12 protein-coding genes and 1 pseudogene are annotated in these 20,839 nt (G+C 73.3%); 2 read left to right on the top strand and 11 right to left on the bottom strand.

Translation table 11 applies throughout. The features are described from left to right. Window positions 1-159 (top strand): annotated as a pseudogene (locus ACIRBX_RS22215) (ATP-binding protein); the annotation flags it as partial. Between the two features lie 139 nt (window positions 160-298). Here the strand turns inward: ACIRBX_RS22215 and cimA are convergent. The 4 genes from cimA to ACIRBX_RS22195 all read right to left on the bottom strand — a co-directional run bounded on the left by cimA (window position 299) and on the right by ACIRBX_RS22195 (window position 5,217). Next, the gene (gene cimA, locus ACIRBX_RS22210; protein WP_402298785.1) at window positions 299-1,906 is read right to left on the bottom strand and encodes a citramalate synthase; all 1,608 of its coding nucleotides are present in this window, start codon (window positions 1,904-1,906) and stop codon (window positions 299-301) included. A gap of 334 nt (window positions 1,907-2,240) precedes the next feature. Next, the gene (locus ACIRBX_RS22205; RefSeq protein WP_402298784.1) at window positions 2,241-2,792 is read right to left on the bottom strand and encodes a Uma2 family endonuclease; all 552 of its coding nucleotides are present in this window, start codon (window positions 2,790-2,792) and stop codon (window positions 2,241-2,243) included. A 94-nt stretch (window positions 2,793-2,886) separates the two neighbouring features. Further along, the gene (locus tag ACIRBX_RS22200; RefSeq protein ID WP_402298783.1) at window positions 2,887-3,999 is read right to left on the bottom strand and encodes a branched-chain amino acid aminotransferase; all 1,113 of its coding nucleotides are present in this window, start codon (window positions 3,997-3,999) and stop codon (window positions 2,887-2,889) included. Window positions 4,000-4,179: 180 nt separating this feature from the next. Beyond that, entirely contained in the window at window positions 4,180-5,217 is a 1,038-nt protein-coding gene (locus ACIRBX_RS22195) for a 3-isopropylmalate dehydrogenase (protein ID WP_402298782.1), read from the bottom strand. 140 nt (window positions 5,218-5,357) lie between these two features. Here ACIRBX_RS22195 and ACIRBX_RS22190 point away from each other — a divergent pair, with 140 nt between their 5' ends. Continuing rightward, window positions 5,358-7,820, top strand: coding sequence for a YfhO family protein (locus tag ACIRBX_RS22190; protein WP_402298781.1), 2,463 nt, complete (start codon window positions 5,358-5,360; stop codon window positions 7,818-7,820). 203 nt (window positions 7,821-8,023) lie between these two features. Here the strand turns inward: ACIRBX_RS22190 and ACIRBX_RS22185 are convergent, their stop codons facing one another. From ACIRBX_RS22185 to ACIRBX_RS22155, 7 genes are all read right to left on the bottom strand, one after another. Beyond that, the gene (locus ACIRBX_RS22185) at window positions 8,024-11,338 is read right to left on the bottom strand and encodes a S8 family serine peptidase (protein ID WP_402298780.1); all 3,315 of its coding nucleotides are present in this window, start codon (window positions 11,336-11,338) and stop codon (window positions 8,024-8,026) included. A 218-nt stretch (window positions 11,339-11,556) separates the two neighbouring features. Next, entirely contained in the window at window positions 11,557-11,703 is a 147-nt protein-coding gene (locus ACIRBX_RS22180) for a hypothetical protein (protein ID WP_402298779.1), read from the bottom strand. A gap of 261 nt (window positions 11,704-11,964) precedes the next feature. Beyond that, window positions 11,965-13,545 (bottom strand): phosphoglycerate dehydrogenase, encoded by a 1,581-nt coding sequence (gene serA, locus ACIRBX_RS22175; protein WP_402298778.1) that lies wholly within the window; start codon window positions 13,543-13,545, stop codon window positions 11,965-11,967. 211 nt (window positions 13,546-13,756) lie between these two features. Continuing rightward, window positions 13,757-14,755 (bottom strand): ketol-acid reductoisomerase, encoded by a 999-nt coding sequence (gene ilvC / locus ACIRBX_RS22170; RefSeq protein WP_402298777.1) that lies wholly within the window; start codon window positions 14,753-14,755, stop codon window positions 13,757-13,759. Between the two features lie 108 nt (window positions 14,756-14,863). Further along, complete coding sequence (gene ilvN, locus ACIRBX_RS22165; RefSeq protein ID WP_350664846.1) at window positions 14,864-15,388, bottom strand: acetolactate synthase small subunit; 525 nt, start codon at window positions 15,386-15,388, stop codon at window positions 14,864-14,866. 33 nt (window positions 15,389-15,421) lie between these two features. After that, window positions 15,422-17,269 (bottom strand): acetolactate synthase large subunit, encoded by a 1,848-nt coding sequence (locus tag ACIRBX_RS22160; RefSeq protein ID WP_402298776.1) that lies wholly within the window; start codon window positions 17,267-17,269, stop codon window positions 15,422-15,424. 304 nt (window positions 17,270-17,573) lie between these two features. Beyond that, on the bottom strand, window positions 17,574-20,534 hold the full coding sequence (locus tag ACIRBX_RS22155; protein ID WP_402298775.1) for a putative bifunctional diguanylate cyclase/phosphodiesterase: 2,961 nt from the start codon (window positions 20,532-20,534) through the stop codon (window positions 17,574-17,576). Window positions 20,535-20,839: the final 305 nt, after the last annotated feature.

Below are 20,839 nucleotides of genomic sequence, written 5' to 3'. Positions count from 1 at the left end.
TTCGACGGACACCAGGCCCACACCCCCGACGAAGTCCGAGAAGCACTCCAACTCGGCCCCGACACCCCCATCATCACCCTCGACGCCCGCCGCCGGGACAGCGCCAAGAGCGCCCTCATCACCCTCGTCGAACACGCCCTCCTCGCCCGACTCCGGTGACGAGCGGCACGGAAAAGGGCCCACCACGTCCGTGGCGGGCCCTTTCTGACTGACCGTCGGCTTCCGGTGCGCTCCGGCCCCCGGTGCGCCCAGGGATCCGGTGTGCTCCGGCCCCGGTGCGCCCAGGGATCCGGTGCGCTCAGGCCTCCGGGTCCAGACCGGCCCGGATCAGGCCGTAGGTGTAGGCGTCCTCCAGGGCCAGCCAGGAGGCGCCGATCACGTTGTCCGCCACGCCCACGGTGGACCAGGTGGCCACCCCGTCGGTGGACTCGATCAGCACCCGGGTGCGTGAGCTGGTGCCGTGCGCGCCCTCCATGATGCGGACCTTGTAGTCCACCAGCTCCATCTTGGCCAGCGGCGGGTAGATGTGCTCCAGCGCCGTGCGCAGCGCCTGGTCCAGCGCGTGCACCGGTCCGTTCCCCTCACCGGTGGCGATCCGGCGCTCGCCCTGCGCCCAGAGCTTCACGGTGGCCTCGTTGCCCGGGGTCCCGTCCGCCAGCTGCTCGCTGATGGTCCGCCAGGACTCCAGGGTGAAGAACCGCGCCTTGCTCCCGCGCACCTCGTCGCGCAGCAGCAGCTCGAACGAGGCGTCGGCCGCCTCGTAGGTGAAGCCGAGGTTCTCCTGCTCCTTGACCCTGGCCACCACCCGGCCGACCAGGTCGCGGTCGGCGGAGAGGTCGTAGCCGAGCTCCTTGCCCTTGAGCTCGATCGAGGCCCGGCCGGCCATGTCGGAGACCAGCATCCGCATGGTGTTGCCGACCAGCTCCGGGTCGATGTGCTGGTAGAGGTCCGGGTCCACCTTGATCGCGGAGGCGTGCAGCCCCGCCTTGTGCGCGAAGGCGGAGAAGCCCACGTACGGCTGGTGGGTGGAGGGCGCGAGGTTGACCACCTCGGCGATGGCGTGCGAGATCCGGGTCATCTCGGGGAGCTTGCCGGCGGGCAGCACCCGGCGGTCGTACTTCAGTTCCAGCGCGCCGACCACCGGGAACAGGTTGGCGTTGCCCACCCGCTCGCCGTAGCCGTTGGCGGTGCACTGGACGTGGGTGGCCCCGGCGTCCACGGCGGCCAGCGTGTTGGCCACCGCGCAGCCGGTGTCGTCCTGGGCGTGGATGCCGAGCCGGGCGCCGGTCTCGGCGAGCACCTCGGCGACGATCTCCCGCACCCCGCCGGGCAGCATCCCGCCGTTGGTGTCGCAGAGCACCACCACGTCGGCGCCGGCCTCGTGCGCGGTGCGGACCACCGCGAGCGCGTACTCCCGGTCGGCCTTGAAGCCGTCGAAGAAGTGCTCGCAGTCGATGAACACCCGGCGGCCCTGCGCCTTGAGGTGCTCGACGCTGTCCCGGACCATCTCCAGGTTCTCGTCCAGCGTGGTGCGCAGGGCCAGCTCGACGTGCCGGTCGTGCGACTTGGCCACCAGGGTGATCACCGGGGCGCCGCTGTTCACCAGCGCCGCCAGCTGCGGATCGTCGGCGGCCTTGCCGCCGGCCCGGCGGGTCGCGCCGAAGGCGACCAGCTGGGCGTGCTTGAGGTCCAGCTCGGCGGCGGCCCGGGCGAAGAACTCGGTGTCCCGGGGGTTGGCCCCCGGCCAGCCGCCCTCGATGAAGCCGACGCCGAAGTCGTCCAGGTGCCGGGCGATCGTCAGCTTGTCGGCCACGCTGAGGTTGATGCCCTCGCGCTGGGCGCCGTCGCGCAGCGTGGTGTCGAAGACGTGGAAGCTGTCGTGGGGTCGGCTGCTGGCCTCGGTCATGACCCTGGTCTCTCCGTTCGGGAGTTCACTGCTCTTGTCTTGCCGGGATACGAGATCCGGCTCCACTGTCCAGCATCCCGCGCGCCGCCCGGTGTCCCCGAGCCCCCTCGTGAGGGGCCGGTGGCCGGTCCGGGCCAAAACAAAAGACCCCTCGCGGATGCGAGAGGTCTGCGCGCGGGTCTGGACGCTGGTGGTCGCTCCGCGTATCGGTGGTACGGGAGCGGTCACTGCGGACCGGCGCGCCTGCTGCTAATAATCAGCGAAAGCGAGGACACGCTCGCAGTCTGGCACACCATCCGCGATCCGGCCGCCGCGTCTCGCCATCCGGGACGTGTCAGGTCAGCCGGTCGGTCGACAGATCGAAGCCGAACGGCGCGGGCAGCGGGAGCGGTTGACCGGTGGGGACGCCCTTGACGCCGTGGTAGTCGCCGCGCCAGGGGTCACTGTGCAGGACCACCTCGTTCTTGCCGCGGTCCACCAGCAGGTAGAGCGGGATGCCGGCCGCCGCGTACCCCCGGCGCTTGGCCTCGCGGTCCCGTCCGGGCTTGCGCGAGGTCACCTCGACGACCATGAGCACGCCTTCGGGGAGCATCCACGAGTCCTGACCGTCGAAGGCACCCTCCTCCGCGAAGGTGACGCCGGGGATGTACCGGTCCCCCGGCACGATCAGGCCCTTGTTGCCCGCGACGGTGATGTCGCCGGGGTACCTGCGGATGACCTGCGTCACGATCCGGCCGATCGCCCCCTCGTGGTCACCGTCCGGCGGTGGGGTCACGATGATCTCCCCCTCGATGAGCTCGGCCTTGAAGCCCTCGGGGGTGTCCAGGGCCAGGAAGGCTTCGAGGAGGTCGTTGTCCGGGACGTGGTCGTGCATCGCAGCGGTCATGGCCCCTCCTTCCGTGCCGAACGGCTCAACGAGCGGGGGAGGTTCGAGGTCACCGGGCCCAGGGCGCCCCGGGCGGGGGCGCCCTGAGGGTGGGTCAGAGGATCTTGTGCAGCCAGCCGTGGGTGTCCGGGGTCTGACCGCCCTGGAGGGCGAGCAGGGTCTTGCGGAGCTCCATGGTGACCGGGCCGGGCTCGCCCTTGCCGACGGTCCAGTCGGCGCGGGCGGACTTGACCGAGCCGACGGGGGTGATGACGGCGGCGGTGCCGCAGGCGAAGACCTCGGTGAGGCTGCCGTCGGCGTTGGCCTCGCGCCACTCGTCGGTGGAGATCTTGCGCTCCTCGACCGCGTAGCCGAGGTCACTCGCGAGGGTGAGCAGCGAGGCGCGGGTGATGCCGGGGAGCAGGGCGCCGGAGAGCTCGGGGGTGACGATCTTCGCGTCCTTGCCCTCGCCGAAGACGAAGTACAGGTTCATCCCGCCCATCTCCTCGATCCACCGGTGCTCGGCGGCGTCGAGCCAGACGACCTGGTCGCAGCCCTTCTCGGCGGCCTGGGCCTGGGCGACCAGCGAGGCGGCGTAGTTGCCCGCGCACTTGGCGGCGCCGGTGCCGCCGGGCGCGGCCCGGACGTACTCCTCGGAGAGCCAGACCGAGACCGGCTTCACGCCGCCGGGGAAGTAGGCGCCGGCCGGGGAGGCGATGACCATGAAGAGGTACTCGTTCGCCGGGCGGACGCCGAGGCCGACCTCGGTGGCGAACATGAAGGGCCGCAGGTAGAGGCTCTGCTCCGCCTCCTGGGGCACCCAGGCCTGGTCCTGGCGGACCAGCAGGTCGACGGCCTCGACGAAGGTCTCGACCGGCAGCTCGGGCATGGCCAGCCGGCGGGCGGAGGCCGCGAAGCGCTCGGCGTTGGCGGTCGGGCGGAACGAGGCGATCGAGCCGTCGGGCTGGCGGTAGGCCTTCATGCCCTCGAAGATCGCCTGACCGTAGTGCAGGGTCATGTTCGCCGGGTCGATCTCCAGCGGCGCGTACGGGGTGAGCTGGGCGTCGTGCCAACCCCGGCCCTCGGTCCACCGGATGGTGACCATGTGGTCGGTGAAGACCCGTCCGAAACCGGGGTTGGTCAGCCGGGCCGCGCGCTCGCCGTCGGAGAGCGGGTGCGCGGAGGGCTTGAGGTCGAACGTGACGGGCGCCTGGGTGGGCGTACTCATGACTGTCTGTCCTTCACCGTGGGGTTGGTCCGGGCCGGTGCCCCCCTGTGAATGAACGCACGAAGGCACGGCCCACTGTCGATACTCGCATCCAGAGGGCCGTGCCGAACAGCCGGTCGGGCTGTGGTTCGTCTGGTTCCGGCCCCCCGGGCCGGCCCAGCTCGTGCTGGTAGCGGCCCGTCAGCCGGCTACTCGGGCGGCGAGCGCGTCGCCGACCTCGGTGGTGGAACGGGCGCCGGAGCGCTCGATCAGGTCGGCGGCGACGGCGGCCTCGACCTTGGCGGCCTCCTCGGCGAAGCCGAGGTGGTCCAGCAGCATGGCGACCGACAGCACGGTGGCGGTCGGGTCGGCCTTGCCCTGGCCGGCGATGTCCGGGGCGGAGCCGTGCACCGGCTCGAACATCGACGGGAAGGCGCCGGTCGGGTTGATGTTGCCGGAGGCGGCCAGGCCGATGCCGCCGGTGACGGCTGCGGCGAGGTCGGTGAGGATGTCGCCGAACAGGTTGTCGGTGACGATCACGTCGAAGCGCTCGGGCTGGGTGACGAAGAAGATCGTCGCCGCGTCCACGTGCAGGTAGTCGGTGGTGACCTCGGGGTACTCGGCGCCGACCTCGGCGAAGATCCGCGACCAGAGGTGGCCGGCGTGCACCAGCACGTTGTTCTTGTGCACCAGGGTGAGCTTCTTGCGCGGGCGGGCGGCGGCGCGCTTGTAGGCGTCGCGGACCACGCGCTCGATGCCGAACGCGGTGTTCAGGCTGACCTCGGTGGCCACCTCGTGCTCGGTGCCGGTGCGCAGGGTGCCGCCGTTGCCGACGTACGGGCCCTCGGTGCCCTCGCGGACCACCACGAAATCGATCTCCGGGGCGCCGGCCAGCGGGCCCTGGACACCAGGGAAGAGCTTGCCCGGGCGGAGGTTGATGTGGTGGTCGAAGGCGAAGCGGAGCTTCAGCAGCAGACCGCGCTCCAGCACGCCGGACGGCACGCTCGGGTCGCCGATGGCGCCGAGCAGGATCGCGTCGGCGCCCTTGAGCTCCTCCAGCACGGCATCCGGGAGGGTCTCACCGGTGCGGTGGTAGAGACGGGCACCGAGGTCGTACTCGGTGGTCTCCACCTTGACGTCGGCGGGGAGGGCGGCGGCGAGCACCTTGAGGCCCTCGGCCACGACTTCCTGGCCGATGCCGTCACCGGGGATCACTGCGAGACGAAGGCTGCGAGACATGCGGCCGACAGTACTCCGCGTCCCAAGCGGTGACATCCGGCGTCCACCATTCGGACGGCGCTTGGCGGCCCCGGCGGCCCGGTGCCGCCCTATGCTCGGATCCGGACAAATGGTGACGGAACGTCAGGAGTGCCTGGTCGGTGAGCGGCTGGACAGGGGCGCGCGGGCGCCGGACGGAGCTGGGATCGGCGGGCCTGGCCGTACTGGCGTACGGACTGGCGGTGGCCGCGCGACGGGAGTACCCGTTCGGCCCTGCGGCGGTGGCCGGGGCCGAGTCGGTGCCGTACCACGCGCACCTGGGGGACCTGCTGCACGGAACCACCACCGGCGACTGGCTGTTCAACTGGAACAGCGGCTACGGCGCCCCCTTCCTGCCCGACTTCGCCGCCTACCTGGCCAACCCCTGCTCCTGGCCGGTCGCCGCCCTGCTCCCCCGGGACCAGCCGGCCCTGGCCGGCTTCCTGGTGCCACTGCTCAGCCTCGGCCTGGCCGCCGCGCTGATGACCCGCTTCCTCGGCCGCCTGCACCCCGGCCCCGGCTGGCAGCGGGCCCTGCTCGGCGCCGGGTACGGGCTCTGCGCCTGGGCGGTGCAGGACGGCGCGGCCACCCCCGCCTGGCTCTGGGGCACCGTCTCGCTGCCGCTGCTCTGCCTGGCCGGGGACTGGTGCCTGCGCGGCCGGCACCGGCTGGTCGGCATCCTGGCCGTCACCGCCGCCTGGGCCGGGAACCTGCCGACCGGGGTGGCCGCCACGGTCGGCGCGGGCTCGGTGCTGCTGCTGCGGCTGCTCCTGACGGACCGCCCGGTCCGGGCCCGGCTGGGCGCGCTCTGGCGGGCCGGGTCGGCCGCGCTGCTCGGCGCCCTGCTGGCCGCACCGGTGCTGACGGTGGGCCTGAAGGCCGCCCGGGCCGCCCAACCGGGCCCGCTCACCGGCTACCAGGGGACCCCCGGGCCGGCCGCCTACCTGGGACAGCTGCTGCCCGGCGGGCAGCCCGGGCTACCGCTGCCGGACGTCGCGGTCGGCGTCCTCGGGCTGCTGCTGGCGGCCACCCTGCCGTTCAACCGGCGGGTCGGCGTACGGGAACGGATCGGCTGGCCGGTCCTGCTGCTGGTGACCGGGGCCGGTCTGGTCTGGCGGCCGGAGGTGGTGCTCTGGCACGACCCCGGGCTGACCGGCGGCTCGCCGTACCGGGGGGCCTTCGTGCTCGCCGGCCTGCTGGTGATGGCGGCCTGGGTCTCGCTCTCCCGTCTGCCCGACCCGGCCGCACTGGCGGGCGGGGCGGCCCTGCTGGCCTTGGTGGTGACGGTGGCTCAACTGTGGGGCGGCGGACTGACCGGGGCCTCCTGGCTGCTGGTGGCGGCGGGCGGCCCGGTGGTGGCGGGCGGGCTGTGGCTGCTCGGACGGGACGGCGGGCGGCGGGCCGTGGCGACCGGGCTCACCCTGACGGTGCTGGCCGGCACGGCGTACGCGGCCTTCGCGAGTGCCCCCGCGACCGGCCCCGGGGTCGACGCGGCGCAGGCCCGCGAGGCGGCCCGGACGCTCCGGGCGGACCGCGACTGGCCGACCGGGCGGGCCGACCCCGGGCCGCACGCGTTCACCGACAACGACCCGCTGCTGCTGGACGGCCAGGGGGGCGGCTACCGCTCCGGTCAACTGCCGCGCGTGACGGCGGAGTTGCTGCACGACCTGGGGGCCGGTTGGCGGCTCGGCGGGCGGCAGACGCTGAGTCCGGCAGACCCGGTGGGGCGGGCGGTGTTCGGGGTGCGGACGTATCTGACGGACCGTACGGGCGGCGGGGACGGCTTCCTGGTGGGGCACGCGGCGGCGGCCCCGCTGGTCACGGTGCGGACCGGGGTGCCGGTGGTGGACCGCTCCTCGGTGTGGACCCGGCAGGGGTCGGCGCTCGGCGTGCGGGGCCTGTACGAGGTACCGGCGTTGACCCCGGTGGAGGGGCCCGCCCCCACCCTGCACGGCAGCAGCGGCTGGTCGGTGCCGGCCACCCCGGCGGGCGGGGCGGGCACCGGCTTCGAGCTCCACTGCTCCCCCGGCTCCACCGCCTACTTCCACGGACCCTGGTACGCCGGGACGGTGGAGGCCCTGGGCGGTTCGTCCGTGAGCGCCGGACAGCAGCCGACGGTGTCGGAGCCCGTCCGGCCGCTCGGCACCGTACCGGCGGACGGGAAGGTCGCGCTGCGGCTGCGGGCCCCGGCGGCGGCACAGATCCCGGCCGCTCCGGTGGGGTGCCTGGCACCCGGCGCGCTGGACCGGGCCCTGGCCGGGCTCACCCCGGCGGAGCGGGTGACCGCAGGCGGCCACACCCTGACGGCCACCCTGCCGGCCGGCTCGCTGGGCACCGCGGTGATCGCCGCCCCGGCGGTGGACGGCTGGACCTGCCGGGTGAACGCCGGGCCGGCCCGGGTGCCCGGCTCACTCCTCGGCCTGATCGCCGTCCCGCTCGGCGACGGCGCCACCACGGTCGCCTGCGAGTACCGCCCACCGGGCCTGACCGACGGCCTGGCCATCAGCGCCGCCGCCCTCGCCGTCCTGTGCGCGGTCGCCCTGCTGGCCCTGGCCCGACGCCGCCCGCAGAAACAGACCCGATGAGCCAAGGAAGCGGCAGGGCAGCGACCCAGGGGCGCGAGGAACTGCGCGCAGGGGAACACAACAACCCATGTGCCGGGTACGGATGCTCACTTGCAGGTGAATCTCCGTACCCGGCACACGGGTCTCGTCCTTCCGACTCGCGCAGTTCCCCGCGCCCCTGACCGCCCTCCGGGCGGTCCGAGCGCGCCCCGGAGGGGCGGGGGTCAGCGGAGGCGGACGACCTCGCTGCGGCGGCCGTCGGGGTTGAGGTGGTGGACCAGCAGGAGGCGGTCCGCCGCTGCGGGGTTGCGGCGGCGGATCTCCAGGGTGGTGCCGGGGCCTTCCGGGGTGGCGAGGGCGGCGGGGCCGGCCGCGCCGGAGCGGATGTCCAGGGCCGGGGCGAGGACGTCGAACTGGAGGGTGGGGCGGCCGTCCTTGAGGCCGATCGAGGAGAGGGCACCGGCCGGGTCGGGGAGGCCGGGGAGGGAGAAGCCGGTCCACAGCGCGTAGCGGATGCGGGAGGTGGACTGCCGCAGGCCGGGGAGCTTGGCCAGGCGGACCGGGAGGACCAGGGTGTCGGAGTCCAGCAGGTCGGTGTCGGTGTCGCCCCAACGGGCGTTCAGCGGTTGGGAGTCCAGCTCCTCACCGGTCCTGGCGTCCAGCGTCCGGGCGATCAGCACGTCGCTGCCCTTCAGCCGGTCGGCGGCCACCACCACGTCGGTCTGCTGGTCGCCGTCGGTGTCCAGCGAGGCCCGGACGGCGAACTGGCCGACGGGGGTGGCGGCGGGGGCCCAGAGCGAGGCGGCCAGGTAGAGGGTGCCGTTCTCCAGGGGTTCGCCGCCCACCGCCGGGGCGTCGCTGGCGGCGCCGACGGCCCGCAGGTTGGCGGCCCGGTCGGCCGGCCGGGAGACGCAGATCGCGGCCTCCTTCTCCTTCTCCCCCTGCTCGGCGGGAGCGGAGGCGGCCGCCTCCGCCGGGCAGTCCGCCCAGCGGGCCGCCTCGCCGCCGAGGGTGAAGGCGGAGAGCAGGCCGCCCCCGGCGGTCGGTGCCGCCGTCCCGGTGACGGTGAGCAGGGTGCCGGTGCGGCCGAGCCGGGTCTGCTGACCGGCCGTCAGCTCGGAGGCGGCGCGCGGTGCGGCGAACAGCGGCACCCGGAGCTGGGGCAGTGCGGTCTCCGGGGGCGTGAGCAGCAGCCGGCCGGAGAGCTCGCCCCGGTAGCTGCGGGCCTTGCCGCCCTGCACCAGGTCCAGGGTCGGGTCCGGTCGGCGCTCCAGTTGGCCGGGCACCCGGAGGGTGACCTTGACCCGGGCCGTCCCGCCGGCCGGGACGGTCACCCGCTTCGGCGTGAACTCGAACGAGGCGCCCGGCAGTTCGGTGGCGGTGGCGTAGTCGACGCCGTACTCCAGCGAGCGGTCGGCGAAGCTCCGCAGCTCCACCTCCCGGGACAGCGCGAGGGGGCCGCCGACCGGCACCGGGCCGAACGAGAGGCCGACCACGCCGTCCGCCGCCTCCCCCGCCGCGTAGGCGACCACGGGGGTGAGGACGGCCTGGTCGACCCGGGCCCGGCCGGCGCCGGTGCGCTCGGGGCCGTAGACCGGGCCTGAGCGGTCGTCACCGAGCCAGGTGTCCCCGGCGGTGTTCATCAGGGCGGCCTTGACCTCGGCCACCGTCCAGTCGGGGTGGGCGCCCCGGACCAGCGCGGCCAGGCCGGCCACGTGCGGGGAGGCCATCGAGGTGCCGTCCTCGCGCATCCCGCCGGCCCCGGAGCCGACCTTGGCGGACCAGATGGTCTCGCCGGGGGCGGCCAGGTCGGGCTTGACCAGGCCGGGCAGGCCGATGCCGCGCGAGGTGAAGGAGGTCAGGGTGTCGGTGCGCTGCGGCTGGTCCTGGGCCACCGCACCGTGCAACGGGTTGCCGGGGGTGGCCAGTTGGACGGTGACCGGGCCGCCCTCGGCGGCCCTGCGCAGCCGCTCGCCGTCGGCCTTCGCCAGGATGGCGGCGGGGATCCGGTCGTTCCCTGCGATCTCGCCGAGGTGGTCGCCGTCGGCGGCGAAGACCGCGCCGAGCGCCCCCGCGTCGGCCGCGTTGGTGGCCCGGGCCGCCGAGCCGCAGGCCCGGTCGGGCTCCCGGGTGCTCCAGGCGAGCAGCGCGATCCGGTCCTTGAGCCGGGCCGCGTCGGCGGTCGAGAAGGGGGTGCAGCCGTCCGACTGGTCGACCGGCAGGGCGAGCCGGCCCTGCACCTCGCGGTCGTCCCAGTGCCGGTACTTGGCGCTCCAGTGCGCCGGGACGAGCCCGGCCAGCGGCTCGGGGGCGAGCACCCGCAGGCCGTCGGCGTCGCCGTGCGGATCGACCGAGGCCGCCACCGTGAGCACCCGGGGCGCGGTGCCGGGGCTGCCGCCGATGGCGTACACGTCGCCCTCGTTCCCGGCCGCCGCGACCACCACGGTGCCGAGCGCGGCCAGCCGGTCGGCGGTGAGCGCGTCGGCGTCGTCGGGCCCGCCGAACGGGCTGCCGAGCGAGAGGTTGACCACGTCCAGACGGTCCGTCAGGTCACCGTCCTGGTCCGGGTCGGCGGCCAGGTCGAGGGCCTCGGTGAGCTGGTCGGTGGAGCCGTCGCAGCCGAACACCCGGATCGGGTAGAGCCGGGCCTCCGGGGCGGCGCCGGGGCCGACCCGGAAGCCGGCCGGGTCCAGGCCGGGCCGGTAGGGGCCCCGGTAGGTGGCCCCGGAGGAGGTGACGCCGAAGCCGGCGGCGGTGCCGGCCACGTGGGTGCCGTGGCCGTTGGCCGCGCAGTCCAGCGGGTTGTCGTCCGGGACCGGGCGGGCGTGCTCCTCGTCGGAGGGGTCGTAGTCGTCGCCGACCAGGTCCCGGCCGCCGAACACCTTCTCGGTCGGGAACAGCTCCTTCGGCGCCGGCTTCGCCCCGTCGACGGCCTTGAACGCGGCCTCGGTGCCGGGCCCGCCGAAGTCGGCGTGGGTGTAGTCCAGGCCGGAGTCGATGATGCCGATGCTGACGCCCCGTCCGGTGGAGCCGCCGGCGCCCGCCCAGACGGCGGGGGCGCCGGTCAGCGGCACCGAGTGGGAGTTCACCCGCTCCTTGAGCGCGATCGGGTGCACCGCGCGCACCCCGGGCAGCCGGGCCAGCCCGGGCACGGCGGCGGCGGGCACGCTGACCGCGACGCCGGAGATCAGCGTGTGGGTGCGGTAGAGCTCCTGGGCGGTGGGCACCGAACGCCGGACGTCGGCGGCGGTGCGGACGGCCGCCCGTTCGACGGCACGGCGCCGCTCGGCGCCGGCCTCCGCCCCGGCCCGGCGGACCGCCTCGGGGCTGCGGCGCTCGCGCCGGGCCTGGGTGGTGGCCTGCTGCCAGGCGCCGGCAGCGGCCTCGGTGTCGAGCTCCAGCAGGACGCTGCGGCGGCCGGCCGGCTCGGGGTCGGTGGAGGCGCGCTCGGCCGCCGCACCGGAGAGCGGTACGGCGGCGAGGGCGAGCGAACCGGTCAGCAGCAGGGTGCCGAGCCGGATGACGGTGGTGGTGCGCACGGGCCTGTCTCCCCCGGCAGGGGTTGCGGGCTGCCCGCGCCGTGCGGACCTCGATCACCCTTCCGGAGGCACCAAATTAGGATCATCGCGCCGGTCCCGGCGAGCACCGTCCCTCCGTGGAGTCGTGGTTGCACTCCTGTGGGTGACGGATCGTCAGGCGTTCGGCGCAGCGCCCGTGACCTGCCGCGCCACCGGGCGCTGCGCCCGGCTCGAACGGCTCAGTGGCCGGTCGAGCCGCCGTTGTCGCGGCGGTCCAGGGCGCGCTGGAGGGCGGCGGCGGTCCGGGGGTCGGCCTGGGCCCGGCGGCGGCGCGGGGCGGCGGTCCGGTCGGCGGCGGGGGCGTGGCGGTCTGCGGTGGCGGGCATACCGAACTCCTTGGGGGCGTACACGTGGGGTGAGGGATTCCGGGTACGCCGGTCAGGGGTCGCCTGCCATGGTGCGTACGGTCGCACGGGCCACGCACCCTCGTTGGAGGGGTGGCACACCGTACGACTCCTTCACGGTACGACGCCGGAAGGGTCCTGTCTGCACGGATAGTTGGATTTCCTAGTATCTGAGACGAGAACCACCCCGACGACGCACGAAGGCCCGGTCCGCCGGGGCGGACCGGGCCTTCTGAGCGGTCGTCAGCCGAGGTTCACGGCGCGGGAGAACTGCGCGCCGATCGCCTGGGTGATCTCGTTGAGGACCTCCTGGGAGACCTCGCTGTCCACGGTGATCGAGGCGAGCGCCTCGGAGCCGTCCCGGGCCACCTGCATGCCCGCGATGTTGATGCCGGCGTCGCCGAGGATCCGGCCGAGGGTGCCGACCACACCGGGGCGGTCCTCGTACTTGAAGAAGGCCATGTGGTCGGTGAGCGCCACGTCCACCTCGAAGGCGTCCACGCCGACGATCTTCTGGCTCTGCTTCGGGCCGGACAGGGTGCCGGAGATGGCGACCTCCGAGCCGTCCGCCAGGGTGCCCCGGACGGTGATCACGTTCCGGTGCTCGGGGGACTCGCTGGAGGTGGTGAGGCGGACCTCGACGCCGCGCTCCTGGGCGAACAGCGGGGCGTTGACGTAGGACACCGTCTCCGCCACCACGTCCTCGAACACGCCCTTGAGGGCCGAGAGTTCGAGCACCTTCACGTCGTGCTGGGTGATCTCGCCGCGCACCTCGACGTCGAGCCGGACGGCCACCTCGCCGGCCAGCGCGGTGAAGATCCGGCCGAGCTTCTCGGCCAGCGGCAGGCCCGGGCGGACGTCCTCGGCGATCACGCCGCCCTGGACGTTGACCGCGTCCGGCACCAGCTCGCCCGCGAGGGCGAGGCGGACCGACTTGGCGACCGCGATGCCGGCCTTCTCCTGCGCCTCGTCGGTGGAGGCGCCCAGGTGCGGGGTGGCCACCACGTTGTCGAAGGCGAACAGCGGGGAGTCGGTGCACGGCTCCTTGGCGTAGACGTCCAGGCCGGCGCCGGCCACCCGGCCGTCGCGCAGCGCGGAGGCCAGCGCGGCCTCGTCCACGATGCCGCCGCGGGCGGCGTTGACGATCCGCACGGTCGGCTTGACCTTGTGCAGCGCCTCGTCGCCGATCAGGCCGATCGTCTCGGGGGTCTTCGGGAGGTGCACGGTGATGAAGTCGGAGACCTCCAGCAGCTCTTCGAGCGAGAGCAGCTTGACGCCCATCTGGGCCGCGCGGGCGGCCTGGATGTAGGGGTCGTAGGCGACGATCTTCATGCCGAAGGCGGACATCCGCTGGGCGACCAGCACGCCGATCCGGCCGAGGCCGACCACGCCGAGGGTCTTCTCGCTGAGCTCGACGCCGGTGTACTTGTTCCGCTTCCACTCGCCCTGCTTGAGGGCGGCGTTGGCGGGCGCGATGTTGCGGGCGACCGAGATCAGCAGGCCGCAGGCCAGCTCGGCGGCGGTGACGATGTTGGAGGTCGGGGCGTTCACGACCATCACGCCGGCCTTGGTGGCGGCGGAGACGTCGACGTTGTCCAGGCCGACGCCCGCGCGGGCCACGACCTTGAGCTTCTTCGCGGCGGCCAGCGCCTCGGCGTCCACCTTGGTGGCGGACCGGATCAGGATGGCGTCCACGTCCGCGATGGCGGTCAGCAGCTCGGTGCGGTCCGCGCCGTTGCACTGGCGGATCTCGAAGTCCGGGCCCAGGGCGTCGACGGTGGCGGGGGACAGCTCTTCGGCGATCAAGACTACGGATTTGCTCACGACAGTGTCCTTAACTGTCCGGTTCTCCGGAGGCCCTCACGAGGGTGGCGTGGCAGGGCGGGAGAAGGTGGCATGCCGCGTAGATAGACGCACGACGCTGTGGGCCTGACGCGCACTCGGAAGTGTATCGACGGTGAAGCGCCCCGGCTGCTCCCGTCCGGCGAAATCACCCGGACGGGAACAGCCGTTGTGTACAAGCGGGTTGTGCGGGTTACGCGTTCTCGTCGACCCAGCTCATCAGCTTGCGGAGCTTCTTGCCGGTGGTCTCCAGCAGGTGCTCGGAGTCGGCGTTCTTGTACTCGTTGTACTTCGGCAGGCCCGCCTTGTACTCGGCGATCCAGGTGTTGGCGAAGGTGCCGTCCTGGATCTCCGCGAGGACCTTCTTCATCTCGGCCTTGGTGTCGGCGGTGATGATGCGCGGGCCGGTGACGTAGTCGCCCCACTCGGCGGTCTCCGAGATGGACCAGCGCATCTTCTCCAGGCCGCCCTCGTACATCAGGTCGACGATGAGCTTCAGCTCGTGGAGGCACTCGAAGTAGGCGATCTCCGGCTGGTAGCCGGCCTCGACCAGGGTCTCGAAACCGGCCTTGACCAGGGCGGCGGTGCCACCGCAGAGGACGGCCTGCTCACCGAACAGGTCGGTCTCGGTCTCCTCGGTGAAGGTGGTCTTGATGACGCCGGCCTTGGTGGCGCCGATGCCCTTGGCGTAGGAGAGCGCCAGGTCGAAGCCCTTGCCGGTGGCGTCCTGCTCGACGGCCACGATGGCGGGGACGCCGCGGCCCTCCTGGTACTGGCGGCGCACCAGGTGGCCCGGGCCCTTCGGGGCGACCATGCAGACGTCGACGTCGGCCGGGGGCTTGATGAAGCCGAAGCGGATGTTCAGGCCGTGGCCGAAGAACAGCGCGTCGCCGGCCTTCAGGTTCGGGGCGATGTCCGCCTCGTAGACGTCGGCCTGGATCGGGTCCGGCACCAGGATCATGATGACGTCGGCCTCGGCGGCGGCCTCGGCGGCGGTGACCACGCGCAGGCCCTCCTCCTCCGCCTTCGCCTTGGAGGACGAGCCCTCCTTGAGGCCGACCCGGACGTCGACGCCGGAGTCGCGCAGCGACAGCGCGTGGGCGTGACCCTGGCTGCCGTAGCCGATGATGGCGACCTTGCGGCCCTGGATGATCGAGAGGTCGGCGTCGTCTTCGTAGAACAGCTCGGCCACGGGGGCACATCTCCTTGCGTGGTGGTGGTGCCGGGTCCAACAGGTCCTACCGTACGTGGACCCGGTCGAGGTGTGGGACGGTGCTTCAGGGTGTGAGACGACGGGGCGTCAGGCGCTGCGGTCCAGCGCGCGGAGCGAGCGGTCGGTGATGGAGCGGGCGCCCCGGCCGATCGCGACCAGGCCGGACTGCACCAGTTCCTTGATGCCGTACGGCTCCAGCATCCGCAGCATGGCCTCCAGCTTGTCCGAGCTGCCGGTGGCCTCGATGGTGACCGCGTCCGGCGAGACGTCGACCGTCTTGGCCCGGAACAGCTGGACGATCTCGACGATCTGCGAGCGCGACTCGGCGTCGGCGCGGACCTTCACCAGGACCAACTCCCGCTGGATGGCGGCGGACTGGTCCAGCTCGACGATCTTTATCACGTTGACCAGCTTGTTCAGCTGCTTGGTGACCTGCTCCAGCGGGAGGTCCTCCACGTTGACCACGATGGTCATCCGGGAGATGTCCGGGTGCTCGGTCGGGCCGACCGCGAGCGAGTCGATGTTGAAGCCCCGACGGGAGAACAGGGCGGCGATGCGGGCGAGCACGCCGGGCTTGTTCTCGACCAGGACGGAGAGGGTGTGCTTGGACATGGTCATGGACTCTCTATCGGTTGGTCGAAAGCCTTAGTCGAGGTCGTCGCCGAAGTCCGGGCGCACGTCCCGGGCGGCGAGGATCTCGTCGTTGCTGGTACCGGCGGCCACCATCGGCCAGACCATGGCGTCCTGGTGGACGATGAAGTCGATCACCACCGGGCGGTCGTTGATCGCCATCGCCTGCTCGATCACCTTGTCCAGGTCCTCCGGGCGCTCGCAGCGCAGGCCGACGCAGCCCATCGCCTCGGAGAGCATCACGAAGTCCGGGATCCGGGTGCCCTGGGCGGGCGCCGCGATGCCGTCGTGCTCCGGGCCGGAGTGCAGCACGGTGTTGGAGTAGCGCTGGTTGTAGAAGAGCGTCTGCCACTGGCGGACCATGCCCAGCGAGCCGTTGTTGATGACCGCGACCTTGATCGGGATGTTGTTCAGCGCGCAGGTGACCAGCTCCTGGTTGGTCATCTGGAAGCAGCCGTCGCCGTCGATCGCCCAGACCGTGGTGTCCGGCATGCCCGCCTTGGCGCCCATCGCGGCCGGCACGGCGTAGCCCATGGTGCCCGCGCCGCCCGAGTTCAGCCAGGTGGCCGGCTTCTCGAACTGGATGAACTGCGAGGCCCACATCTGGTGCTGGCCCACGCCCGCCGCGTAGATCGCGTCGGGGCCGACCAGCTGGCCGATCCGCTCGATCACCTGCTGCGGCGAGAGCCCGCCCTCGGGGGCGGCCTCGTAGCCCAGCGGGAAGGTGGTCTTCCACTCGTTGAGCTTCTCCCACCAGGCGGTGTAGTCGCCCTTGTGGCCGGCGTCGAACTCGGCCTGGACGGCGACGATCAGATCGGCCAGCACCTCGCGGGCGTCACCGACGATCGGCACGTCGGCCGGACGGTTCTTGCCGATCTCGGCCGGGTCGATGTCGGCGTGCACGACCTTGGCGTACGGCGCGAAGCTGTCCAGCTTGCCGGTCACCCGGTCGTCGAAGCGGGCGCCGAGGGTGAAGAGCAGGTCCGACTTCTGCAGCGCGGTGACGGCCGGGACGGAGCCGTGCATGCCGGGCATGCCCAGGTGCTGCGGGTGGCTGTCCGGGAAGACGCCGAGCGCCATCAGGGTGGTGACCACCGGGGCGCCGGTCAGCTCGGCCAGGATGCGCAGCTCGGCGCTGGCGTGCGCCTTGAGCACGCCGCCGCCGACGTAGAGCACCGGGCGCTTGGAGTTGACCAGCAGCTTGGCGGCCTCGCGGATCTGCTTGGCGTGCGGCTTGGTGACCGGACGGTACCCGGGCAGCGAGGTCTCCACCGGCCAGCGGAAGGTGGTGGTGGCCTGCAGCGCGTCCTTGGCGATGTCGACCAGGACCGGGCCGGGGCGGCCGGTGGCGGCGATGTGGAACGCCTCGGCGATCACCCGGGGGATCTCGGACGGGTCGGTGACCAGGAAGTTGTGCTTGGTGATCGGCATCGTGATGCCGCAGATGTCCGCCTCCTGGAAGGCGTCGGTGCCGATCGCCTTGGAGGCGACCTGGCCGGTGATCGCCACCATCGGGACGGAGTCCATGTAGGCGTCGGCGATCGGGGTGACCAGGTTGGTCGCGCCCGGGCCGGAGGTCGCCATGCAGACGCCCACCTTGCCGGTGGCCTGGGCGTATCCGGTGGCCGCGTGGCCCGCGCCCTGCTCGTGCCGGACCAGGATGTGACGGACCTTCTGCGAGTCCATCAGCGGGTCGTAGGCGGGGAGGATGGCGCCACCCGGGATGCCGAAGACGGTGTCCGCGCCCACGGCTTCGAGCGAGCGGATGAGGGACTGCGCACCCGTCATGGTCTCGACCACGCTGGGCGCGGGAGCATGGGCGGCCGGGGTGTCCCTGTGACGGGGGGCGGCGTGCTCGGTCATCTGCCTGTCTCTTCTCGGGTTCTGCCGTCCGGCGGGTGAGGGACCCGGGGGCGGCGGCCGGTCCTGCCTCCATCGTCCACCCGGCCCCGCTGAGGGGCGCTCAAGTGGCCGAATCGGCCGGGGTATTGCCTTGTCGAACAGTTCCAGTGCAACAAAAAACCCCTCGTGCCCGAGGGCATGCGAGGGGTGGCGCGTCGGTCTCTCCCGAGCGGGGCGTGTGCTGCCCGCTCTAGCCGACGCGCCCGCCAAGTACGAGAATTCGGGTGCGCATGGCGTCCACCTTTCTCCTCGGCGGGGTGAAGTGTCAAGCAGGTGGGACGGAGGTCTCATCATGCGGACGGGCCCACGGACCCGGCAGTGGAAGGCGTCCGGGCAGGTCGGAGACGTTCTGGTGGTGCGCGGGCCGGCTCCCGGCCTGCTCCGGGTGGCCACCCGAACGGGCGTCTGCGGCCAGGTGGGCACGGCGTGCGGTGAGCGGTCCGAGCGGCTTGGGCAGCGGGTACACCCGGCGCAGCAGCGCCCGGCGCAGCCGGTGCTCGTCCAGCGGCTGGGCGAAGGCCAGCCCCTGGCCCTGACGGCAGCCGAGCTCCTGGAGCACCGCCACCTGGCGCGGGTGGTCCACCCCCTCGGCGGAGGTGACCAGCCCGAGGTCCCGGCCGAGCCGCAGCGCGTGGCCGGCCAGCGCCCGGGTGAGGGTGGAGTCGGCCACGTCCTGGACCAGCGAGCGGTCCAGCTTCAGCGCGTCGAACGGCAGCCGGGCCAGGGCGCCGAGCGAGCCGCCGCCGGCCCCGAAGCCGGCCACCGCCGTGGAGACGCCGTGCCGGCGCAGCGCGTCCAGCCGCCGGCCCAGCTCGTCGGCCTGCGCGTCCGGACCGGTGCGGGCCAGCTCGATCACCAACTGCTGGGCGGGCAGGCCGGTTTCGCGGAGCACCGCGACCACCGCCTCGTACATGCCCGGGGCGCACAGCCGTTCGGCCGAGAGCCGGACGGAGACCGGCACCGCGACCATCCGCGGGCCGCCCCGGCGGGCCGCCGCGGTGACCGTCTCGTGCAGCATCCAGCGGGCGAAGCGGGTGGCCGCGTCGCCCTGCTCGGCGGTGCGGAGGAACTCGGCGGGGGTGAGCAGCAGGCCCTGGGCCGAGCGCCACCTGGCCTGCGCCTCGACCCCGGTGACGGCGCCGGTGGCCAGGTCCACCACCGGCTGGTGCAGCAGGGTGAAGGTGCCCTCCCGGACGGCCACCCGCAGGCGGTCCTCCAGCTCGGTGCGGCGGTCCAACTCGGCCCGCATGGCGGGGTGGTAGAGCACCACCCGGCCCTTGCCCTCGGACTTGGCCCGGTACATCGCCAGATCGGCGTCCCGCATCAGCTCGTCGGCCTCGGCCGGCGGCTCCTGCCCGTCCGGGGCCGCCGTCCGGGCGGCGGCCCGGGCCGGCTGCTGCACGGGCATCCGGACGGGCTGCGGTCCGGGCGGCCCGGACCGCCGGGCGGACGGGGCGAAGGCGATGCCGATGCTGGCGGCCACCCCGAGCTCGGCGCCGCCGATCCAGTACGGCTCGGAGAGCGCGGAGCGCAGCCGCTCGGCCAGCTCCTGCACCTGGACCCGGCCGAGCCGGCCGGAGACCAGGGCGGCGAACTCGTCGCCGCCGAACCGGGCCACCGTGTCGCCGGCCCGGACCGCACCCTGGAGCCGCCGGGCGGCCTGCACCAGCAGCTCGTCACCGACCTGGTGCCCGGCCGAGTCGTTGACCGCCTTGAAGCCGTCCAGGTCCAGGAAGAGCACCGCGACCGTCTCGCCGGCCCGGCCGTCGGCCAGCGCCGCCCCGAGCCGCTCGGTGAACAGTGCCCGGTTCGGCAGGTCGGTGAGCGGGTCGTGGAACGCGTTGTGCTGCAACTGGGCCTGCAGCATGACCCGTTCGGTGACGTCCCGGCTGTTCAGAATCAGCCCGTCCCGGTAGCGGTTGACGGTGGACTCCACGTGCAGCCACTCGCCGCCGCCGGAGCGGACCCGGCACTCGACCCGGGCCGAGGGCTCGGAGCCGCTCTCCGGCAGGCCCTTCATCAGCCGCTTGACCTCGGCCAGCACCCGGTCCACGTCCTCCGGGTGGACCAGGTTGAGCAGGTTCCCGCCGACCAGGTCCTCCGGGTCCCGGCCGTAGACGCCGAGCGCGGCCGGGGAGACGTAGGAGAGCACCCCGGTGCCGCCGGAGATCATGATGACGTCGCTGGAGCCCTGCACCAGGGAGCGGAAGTGCGCCTCCTTCTGGGCCAGCTCCTGGGCCAGCGAGAGGTTGTCCAGCAGGGTGACCGCCTGACGGAGGATCAGCGCCAGGCCGACGGTGCAGGCCGCCGCCACCACCACCCGGTCCAGGGCGTGGCCGCCGAGCGCGTTGTAGAGGATGCCGGCCGTGCAGACCGCCGCCGCCACGTACGGGGTGAGCGCGCTGAAGGTGGTGGAGACCCGGCGGCGCGGGGCGCCGCCGACCGAGGGGTGCTCGCGGCTCGGCCCGCCGGCCGGCCGGGGCGCCCACGGGGCCCGGGCCAGCAGCACGCTGCCGGCGAACCAGCCGGCGTCCAGCAGACCGCCGGAGTGGTAACTGCTGCGCAGCTCGGGCGAGGTGAAGAGGGCGTCGCAGACCACCGTGACGGCCAGGCCGACCATCGCGGTGTGCACGGCCGCGCGGTTGCCGTCCCGGCGCCGGAAGCGCAGTCCGACCACCAGACTGACCAGCAGGATGTCCAGCACCGGATAGGCCAGGCCGAGCGCGAGTTGGAGCGGGTCGTCGCCCTCGCCGGCCGCCACCCGGCCGAGCGCCAGGCTCCAGCTGAGGGTGAACAGCGAGCCCGCCACCAGCCAGCCGTCCAGCAGCAGGCAGAGCCAGCCGGCCGCCGTGCGCGGGCGCTGGGCCAGCACCAGCAGACCGGTGGTGGCCAGCGGGGCGAAGAGCAGGAAGGCGTACTGGGCCAGTGAACCGGGCGGCAGTTCGGTGTCGATGACCACCTCGTACCAGCCCCAGGTGCCGTTCCCGAACGCGACCGTCGAGGAGGAGAGGCCGAACAGCAGCCAGGCCGGCCGGGCCGGGCCGGCCGTGGTGCAGGCGTGCAGCACGCAGGAGAGCGCGGCCACCAGCGCGGCCCCGGCGAGGCCGAAGTCCCCCATGAACAGGGCGAGTCGGGGGGATCCCCAGCCGAGCGCGGCACCCACCGCGTACCCGAGGCAGAGCACCGTCAGCAGGGCGCCGGCGGGACTGACCGCGCGGAGTTTCACTCGACCTCTCCCCCACGCCGTACCGGTGTTCCCGGTCCGGACCCTACACCAATTCCGTCACTCAATGACACGCACACTCCACTTAGAGTAATGGCGGCCGGGCAGCGACGCGCCCCGTTCAGGTCCGGATCGCCCCGGTTGGCGGCAGCGCACGAGGGGCGCACGGAGCTCCGTCGGCCCGGATCACCCGGGCTCACCTGGGGGTTGACCTCCGGAGCGGCCCCGTCGGCCGGTGCGCCCCGGCCGCGCCCCCGTGCGCCCGACGGGCCGTCAAGCCCCGGTCAGGGCGAACGGTCAGGCGTAGG

It is taken from the genome of Kitasatospora sp. NPDC096147 (assembly GCF_044763225.1).
Lineage (GTDB): Bacteria > Actinomycetota > Actinomycetes > Streptomycetales > Streptomycetaceae > Kitasatospora.
The sequence above is the reverse complement of the archived record's forward strand: the minus strand, read 5'-3'. Positions and strand labels throughout refer to the sequence as shown.

Excerpts from the sequence above, each read along its gene's own strand:
- cimA (WP_402298785.1), bottom strand. The coding sequence starts at position 1,906 with ATGACCGAGGCCAGCAGCCGACCCCACGACAGCTTCCACGTCTTCGAC.
- ACIRBX_RS22205 (WP_402298784.1), bottom strand. The coding sequence starts at position 2,792 with ATGACCGCTGCGATGCACGACCACGTCCCGGACAACGACCTCCTCGAA.
- ACIRBX_RS22200 (WP_402298783.1), bottom strand. The coding sequence starts at position 3,999 with ATGAGTACGCCCACCCAGGCGCCCGTCACGTTCGACCTCAAGCCCTCC.
- ACIRBX_RS22195 (WP_402298782.1), bottom strand. The coding sequence starts at position 5,217 with ATGTCTCGCAGCCTTCGTCTCGCAGTGATCCCCGGTGACGGCATCGGC.
- ACIRBX_RS22180 (WP_402298779.1), bottom strand. The coding sequence starts at position 11,703 with ATGCCCGCCACCGCAGACCGCCACGCCCCCGCCGCCGACCGGACCGCC.
- ilvN (WP_350664846.1), bottom strand. The coding sequence starts at position 15,388 with ATGTCCAAGCACACCCTCTCCGTCCTGGTCGAGAACAAGCCCGGCGTG.
- ACIRBX_RS22160 (WP_402298776.1), bottom strand. The coding sequence starts at position 17,269 with ATGACCGAGCACGCCGCCCCCCGTCACAGGGACACCCCGGCCGCCCAT.